This is a genomic window from Dyella sp., assembly GCF_035486915.1.
In the GTDB taxonomy this organism is placed as follows: Bacteria; Pseudomonadota; Gammaproteobacteria; order Xanthomonadales; family Rhodanobacteraceae; genus Dyella_B.
The window spans coordinates 1-5,942 of the sequence record NZ_DATHMR010000168.1 but is presented as its reverse complement, the minus strand read 5'-3'; the positions used below and the strand labels follow the sequence as shown (position 1 = coordinate 5,942).

Sequence of the window (5,942 nt, the reverse complement as noted above, 5' to 3'; positions counted from 1 at the left end):
TAACGACGTCGGCGCGCACCTGGCTTATACGCACTATTGGAGCGGCGACTGGCGCAGCAACCTCGTCTACGGCATTGCACGTATCCAGCATTCGCCCTTGCTTTCCAACGATGCATACCACGATACCTACTACGGCGCACTCAATCTGCTTTGGACACCAGCGCCGACGTTCACTGCGGGTATTGAGTTGTTGCATGGCCGACTGATGGAACAGGACAATCGTTCCAACGACGACACCCGCATCCAAGGCTCAGTGCAATACAGCTTCATAAAATGACGCAACGGCGTTGTCACCCATGCATGACGGAGCACCGACATAACAGGCATGGATACCACCCTTGAGCAAGCACAATTGCGGTTCTCGATTGCCGTCACATTACTCGTCGGGGCATCGAGCATTGCCACGGGCTTATTCCTGCGCTCGCAATCCATTGCGTTCGACGGCTTTTATTCGTTGGTTGATGTGGTGCTAACTACCGGATCGCTCGCCGTATCGCGCCTTATCGCGCAAGATGGCAGCCGCCGCTTTCAGTTTGGCTACTGGCACCTTGAGCCGTTGGTCGTAGTGTTAAACGCTACGGTCCTGACAACAACATGCGCATACGCCGCCATTACGGCGGTGCATGATTTGTCCGACGGCGGCCACGAAATCCGGTTTGGCATCGGCGCGGCATGGGCTGCGCTGATCGGCGTTTTCAGCATGATCATGGCGCTGAACCTGCAGCGCAAAGCGCGAACGCTTGGCTCCGCACTTTTGAACCTGGATGCGAAGGGTTGGTTTATCGGCGCGAGCATCAGCATTGCCGTGCTGATTGGTTTCGGTATCGCAGCCTTGATTCGCGGCGGCCGCTTCGATCACTTCACGCCGTATATTGATTCCAGCGTGTTACTGCTGCTCACCATCACCCTTTTGCCGCTGCCTATGGGCAGCTTGTGGCAGGCTATGCGCGAAGTTCTGCAGCTGGCGCCAAATGCCCTGGACCAGCAGGTGCAAAACGTCATGCGCTCCATTGTGAACGAGCGTGGTTATCTCGATTTCGCCAGTTATGTGGCCAAAATCGGGCGGATGCGCTTTATCGACATCCATATTCTGCTGGCGCCGGATGCCGAACTGGGAACCATCGCCTCTGTCGATGACATTCGCGCGGATATCGCTGCGCGTTTGGGCGGGGATATCCGCGCGGAATGGTTGAATATCATGTTCACCAGCAAGCGTGCCTGGATGTAGTTTTGCCGGATATCAGATTTGCGATACCCAACGCAGCGCATCGTCAAGCTCGGCATTGGAAAAAAGCTTGAAGTGCGTCGGCATGGCAAACCCGAACATGCTGGACATGACACGGATCCAGCCGACGTCGGTGACCAGTGCGGTACGTTCCCAGCCCGAGAAATGCCGGAACCCGAGTTTCACGTCGTCCCACATCGCGCCCGGCGCAAAGCCGGTGAAGTCATCGCCGACATGCACCACGATACGCAATTTAGGATTCAGCGCGAACGCCGCCTCGATATCCGGCACCATGACGTTCTCGTAGTCGGCCGCCGTCACCAGCCCGTGCATGCGAAAACCGAGCACACCGGCAGGGAGAGTGGGGAGTTGTTCGATCATGACGCGCCTCCTTCGTTCCGGTTTGCACCATCCAAGCGCTATTAACGCACGGACGCAAGCTGCAACGCGTGAATACGCCGCTACACGATCCAAATGGTCAGACTGACTCGATATGACGGAGCAGCAAGCGCGGTGATTCGCGGCCTTGCCAGTCGTTGATGGTCAGTTCGTAGGCGGCACGCAGCAAGGCTGGCGGCGGCTTGCCGTCATAAGCATTGAACATGACGGCTTCGTAAAGACCGTCATCGCGTGGATCGCGCAGGCTCAACCGAAGGTGACGTTCGCCCATCGGTTTCCAGCTGAAGCACTCGAACCGATTTTCGAAGACCGGTTCCGGAAAGGCTTGGCCCCAGGGACCCGCGAAACGTAGGAGTCGGGCCATATCCAGCGTAAACATGCCGGCCGGCATTTCACCATCGGTGTAGAGAACGGCCTGAAGCTGTTCCTCGTTCAGCCATTCCCGCGCAACCGCATCGAAGGCTTCAGCAAAACGCGGGTAATCCGTTGTACGCAAGCTGAGCCCGGCAGCCATCGCGTGGCCGCCGAAGCGTTCGATAAGGCCCGGATGGCGCGCATCGACGGCCGCCAACGCATCGCGAATATGAAATCCTGAAATGGAACGCGCTGACCCTCGGAGATGATCAGGATCGTCTTCGCCCGCCGGTGCGAATGCGATGACAGGCCGATGCAGCCGCTCTTTCAGCTTGGAGGCCACCAGCCCAACCACGCCCGCGTGCCAACTGGGTTCGAACAACGTGACACCCAATGTTTGCGCGTCGACATGCGCCGCACTTGCGACCATCACTTCTGCTTCCGCAACCATCGCAGCTTGCAGATCGCGTCGCTCCTGGTTGATCGAACTCAGCAGCTCGGCATAGCGACGCGCCTGCGCCGGATCGTCGGTCAGCAGGCACTCCACGCCAAGCCGCATGTCTTCCAGTCGACCGGCGGCATTGAGGCGTGGACCTACTGCATAACCCAGGTCGCTCGTGCACGCAGTCGATACCGCGCGCTGGCTCGCCTCAATCAATGCAGTGATGCCTGCGCAACCGCGGCGGCTGCGCAATCGTTTCATGCCGGCTTCGACAAGAATGCGATTGTTGAAATCCAGTGGCACAAGATCGGCAACGGTTCCCAGCGCTACAAGATCCAAAAGCGATGAAAGGTCCGGCTCGGCGTTCGATGCAAACCCGCCGTGCTCGCGCATGTGAGCGCGTAGCGCGAGCAGCACGTAGAACATCACGCCCACGCCGGCCAATGCTTTGCTTGGAAAACCGTCATCGTGAAGATTGGGATTCACGATGGCATCGGCCATGGGCAACTGTTCGCCGGGCAAGTGATGATCTGTGACGATCACCTTCATGCCACGCGCCTTGGCCGCAGCAACACCGGCGACACTCGCAACGCCATTATCGACGGTTACGACAAGTTGCGCATGCGGCGGCAATGAAGCGATGAGTTCCGGCGTGAGTCCATAGCCATGCACGAAGCGGTTGGGCACCACGTAATCGACCCGCTTGGCACCCAACAGGCGCAATCCGCGGATGGCTACCGCGGTACCGGTTGCGCCATCGCAATCGTAATCGCCTGCAATGATGATGGACGCATCGTCGCGTATCGCTTCCCCCAATAAGGCGACTGCGCGCTCGATACCACCCAATTGTTGCGGCGATAGAAGACGATTCAGCCGGTGCTCGGCCTGATCCGGACTGAAAACGCCACGCGCGGCGTAGATGCGTTGCAAAAGAGGATGCAGAGAATCGCCCCATCCTGCTGGCTCACCCAGCACAGGGCGAGGACGCAACTGCAACGAGCTCATCGCGCGCCTCGCCGCCAAAAACGCAGGCGATGCCACGGGCGGTACAACCATCGTTCGCCGCTCGCAAAAGAAAGCGTCAATGGCTGTTGCTTTGCCAACGCTTGCAAAGACGGCCACCACGCTGCGGCGATGTCTTCCGCGCTCTGGTCTTGCAGATCGATCAGCCAACCGATGCGTGCCGCATTCACCGAGGCGACGTCGCGCGATTGAACGGGAATACCCGCGCGCTTTGCCAGCGCCAAAAGAAGAAGGTCATCTCCAACGACGCCCGATAGCTGCGTTGTCACGCGCTGTGGCAATGGCCCACCACCCCACAACCACAAGCTGTTGACCGGCGGCAGACCGTGAGAGCGACGCTCAACGTTGACGGGATGCTGGTGCAAGATCACCTGTACCTCGTTGAACAGCGCACGCCAGCGTCTTCCAGCGTCTCCTTGCGGAAGATGATCGTATAGGTCTTCGCCCAGTGCCTGCTCCGGCGCTGCAAACTCAGGCAGCGGAGATTGCGAGAGCAAGCGCAGGTGCCAACGATCGGGCGATGAAATCTCCAGGATCATTCCTGCATCGCCGAAGACGGGCTTCAGTGGTCTGGCCAGCGATTGCGCTTCATCCATGGTGAGCTGCAAGTGACCGCACGCAAGCAGCCGCGCGCCGCTGAGATCTGGCTGTATCCACGCTGGATCGGCACTAAGCCAGCTGGCGTCTCCGGCATCGCCAAGCAGATGTTCGCGCGTGAGCGCCGCCGCGGGAATACCGCCACGGCACTGAAAATAATCGGCTAGGCCGCCGAGATAACCGGCAGCGCCATCTTCAAGACGATCGCCGCGTGTCAGCAATGTGCGTAAAGGATGCGAAGGATCGAAGCGCTGCAAGTTCGGCAGCCAGCATTCGATCGAGGTGGGCGACGTGTCGGCCATCGGCTCAGGCTTCAAGCAATTCGTAAAGCTGTAGCCACTCCGCTTCGAGCGTTTCCTTTTCCTTGCGCAACTCGGCCTGACGTTGACCCAGCTTCATCAGCTGCGCTGTCGGACCGTTGTAGGTTTCAGGGTCGGCGAGTTTTTGCTCCAGAGTGGTGAGCTCTTCGTCAATCGCTGCGACACGCGTTTCGATTTTCTTGACGCGCTGACGCGTGACCTTTTCGTTTTCACGTTGCGCCGCAGCAGCTCGGCGGCGATCGGCGGCGGATTCGATCGGTGTCGCTGCAGCCTCGGCATTCTTCTTGGGTGCAGCACCGCGCGCGCGCAGCCAGCGAGCGTAGTCTTCCAGGTCGCCATCGAACGACTCGACCATGCCATCGGCGACACGCCAGAAGCTGTCGCAGACCATGCCAAGCAGATGGCGATCGTGCGAGACAAGCACCAGCGCACCGTCGAAGTCTGCGAGTGCGTCAGCGAGTGCTTCGCGCATGTCCAGATCGAGATGGTTGGTAGGTTCGTCGAGTAACAGCAGGTTCGGCTTGTCCCACGCGATAAGCGCCAACGCCAGACGCGCGCGCTCGCCACCCGAAAATCCATCGACAGATTCGAAAGCGCGATCTCCGGCGAAATTCCAGCTACCGAGGAAGTCGCGGAGCGCCTGCGCTGCGACACCAGGAGCTTTTTCCTGCAGATGATCGAAGGGACTGGAACCTTCGTGCAGGCTTTCAACGGTATGCTGCGCGAAGTACCCGATCTTTAGATCTTTATGCGCTTTGCGCTCGCCATTGAGCGGCGTCAATTCGCCCACCAGCGTTTTGACCAGCGTGGACTTACCGGCACCGTTTGGCCCGAGCAAACCGATACGTTCGCCAGCTTCAAGCCGAAATCGCACGTCGCGCAGAATGGAGGCGGCGGGCTGCCCTGCTTCGCCAGGATAACCTGCTTCGACCTCTTCCAGTTGCAGCATGGAATCGGGCAACCGATCCGGCACGGCGAACTGAAAGTGGAACGCGCGCTCGGCACGAACAGCTTCCGTTCCCGCCATTTTTTCCAGACGCTTCATGCGCGATTGCGCCTGCTTGGCTTTGCTGGCCTTTGCCTTGAAGCGATCGATAAAGGATTGCAGATGCGCGCGCTCGACCTGCTCGCGTTCGTGCGCGATTTGCTGCAGGCGCAGCTGTTCGGCGCGTTGCAACTCGAACGCACTGTAGTTGCCGGCGTAGAGCTTCGCCCTGCCCTCGTTGAGATGCAGCGTGTGCGTGATGACACCGTCGAGAAATTCACGGTCGTGCGAAATAACCAGCAACGTGCCCTGATAACGGCGCAGCCATTCTTCCAGCCAAAGCACGGCATCGAGATCAAGATGGTTCGTAGGCTCGTCCAGCAGCAGCAATTCGGACGGCGCCATCAGCGCGCGTGCAAGATTGAGGCGAACGCGCCAGCCGCCGGAAAATTCGCGCACCGCACGCTCGTGCGTTTCCGCCTTGAAGCCCAGGCCGTGCAACAGACGGCCCGCGCGTGCGCGTGCATCGTAGCCATGCAGTTCTTCGATACGATGGTGCGCGCGCGCCATCGCTTCGGTATCGCCACGTGCTTGTGC

The 5,942-nt window shown here is 59.5% G+C and carries 5 protein-coding genes and 1 pseudogene; 2 read left to right on the top strand and 4 right to left on the bottom strand.

Annotation, left to right across the window (positions count from 1 at the left end; all coding sequences use genetic code 11):
* Both VK725_RS13490 and VK725_RS13485 read left to right on the top strand, forming a co-directional pair.
* Positions 1–277, top strand: a pseudogene (locus VK725_RS13490) (porin); the annotation flags it as partial.
* A 48-nt stretch (positions 278–325) separates the two neighbouring features.
* Complete coding sequence (locus VK725_RS13485) at positions 326–1,228, top strand: cation diffusion facilitator family transporter (protein ID WP_325318575.1); 903 nt, start codon at positions 326–328, stop codon at positions 1,226–1,228.
* Positions 1,229–1,240: 12 nt separating this feature from the next.
* On the opposite strand, the gene VK725_RS13480 is transcribed toward VK725_RS13485, so the two are convergent.
* The 4 genes from VK725_RS13480 to VK725_RS13465 form a co-directional block, all read right to left on the bottom strand.
* Complete coding sequence (locus VK725_RS13480) at positions 1,241–1,606, bottom strand: STAS/SEC14 domain-containing protein (RefSeq protein WP_325318574.1); 366 nt, start codon at positions 1,604–1,606, stop codon at positions 1,241–1,243.
* Between the two features lie 97 nt (positions 1,607–1,703).
* Positions 1,704–3,425: a single-stranded-DNA-specific exonuclease RecJ gene (gene recJ, locus VK725_RS13475; RefSeq protein ID WP_325318573.1), complete on the bottom strand. Its 1,722-nt coding sequence runs from the start codon at positions 3,423–3,425 to the stop codon at positions 1,704–1,706.
* Positions 3,422–4,342 (bottom strand): phosphoglycerate mutase, encoded by a 921-nt coding sequence (locus tag VK725_RS13470; RefSeq protein WP_325318572.1) that lies wholly within the window; start codon positions 4,340–4,342, stop codon positions 3,422–3,424. Before VK725_RS13470 ends, recJ begins: the two co-directional genes overlap by 4 nt.
* A gap of 4 nt (positions 4,343–4,346) precedes the next feature.
* On the bottom strand, positions 4,347–5,942 hold a 1,596-nt coding region (locus VK725_RS13465; RefSeq protein ID WP_325318571.1), incomplete at its 5' end, for an ABC-F family ATP-binding cassette domain-containing protein.

Coding starts and splice junctions, on each gene's coding strand:
- recJ (WP_325318573.1), bottom strand. CDS start 3,425: ATGAGCTCGTTGCAGTTGCGTCCTCGCCCTGTGCTGGGTGAGCCAGCA.
- VK725_RS13485 (WP_325318575.1), top strand. CDS start 326: ATGGATACCACCCTTGAGCAAGCACAATTGCGGTTCTCGATTGCCGTC.
- VK725_RS13470 (WP_325318572.1), bottom strand. CDS start 4,342: ATGGCCGACACGTCGCCCACCTCGATCGAATGCTGGCTGCCGAACTTG.
- VK725_RS13480 (WP_325318574.1), bottom strand. CDS start 1,606: ATGATCGAACAACTCCCCACTCTCCCTGCCGGTGTGCTCGGTTTTCGC.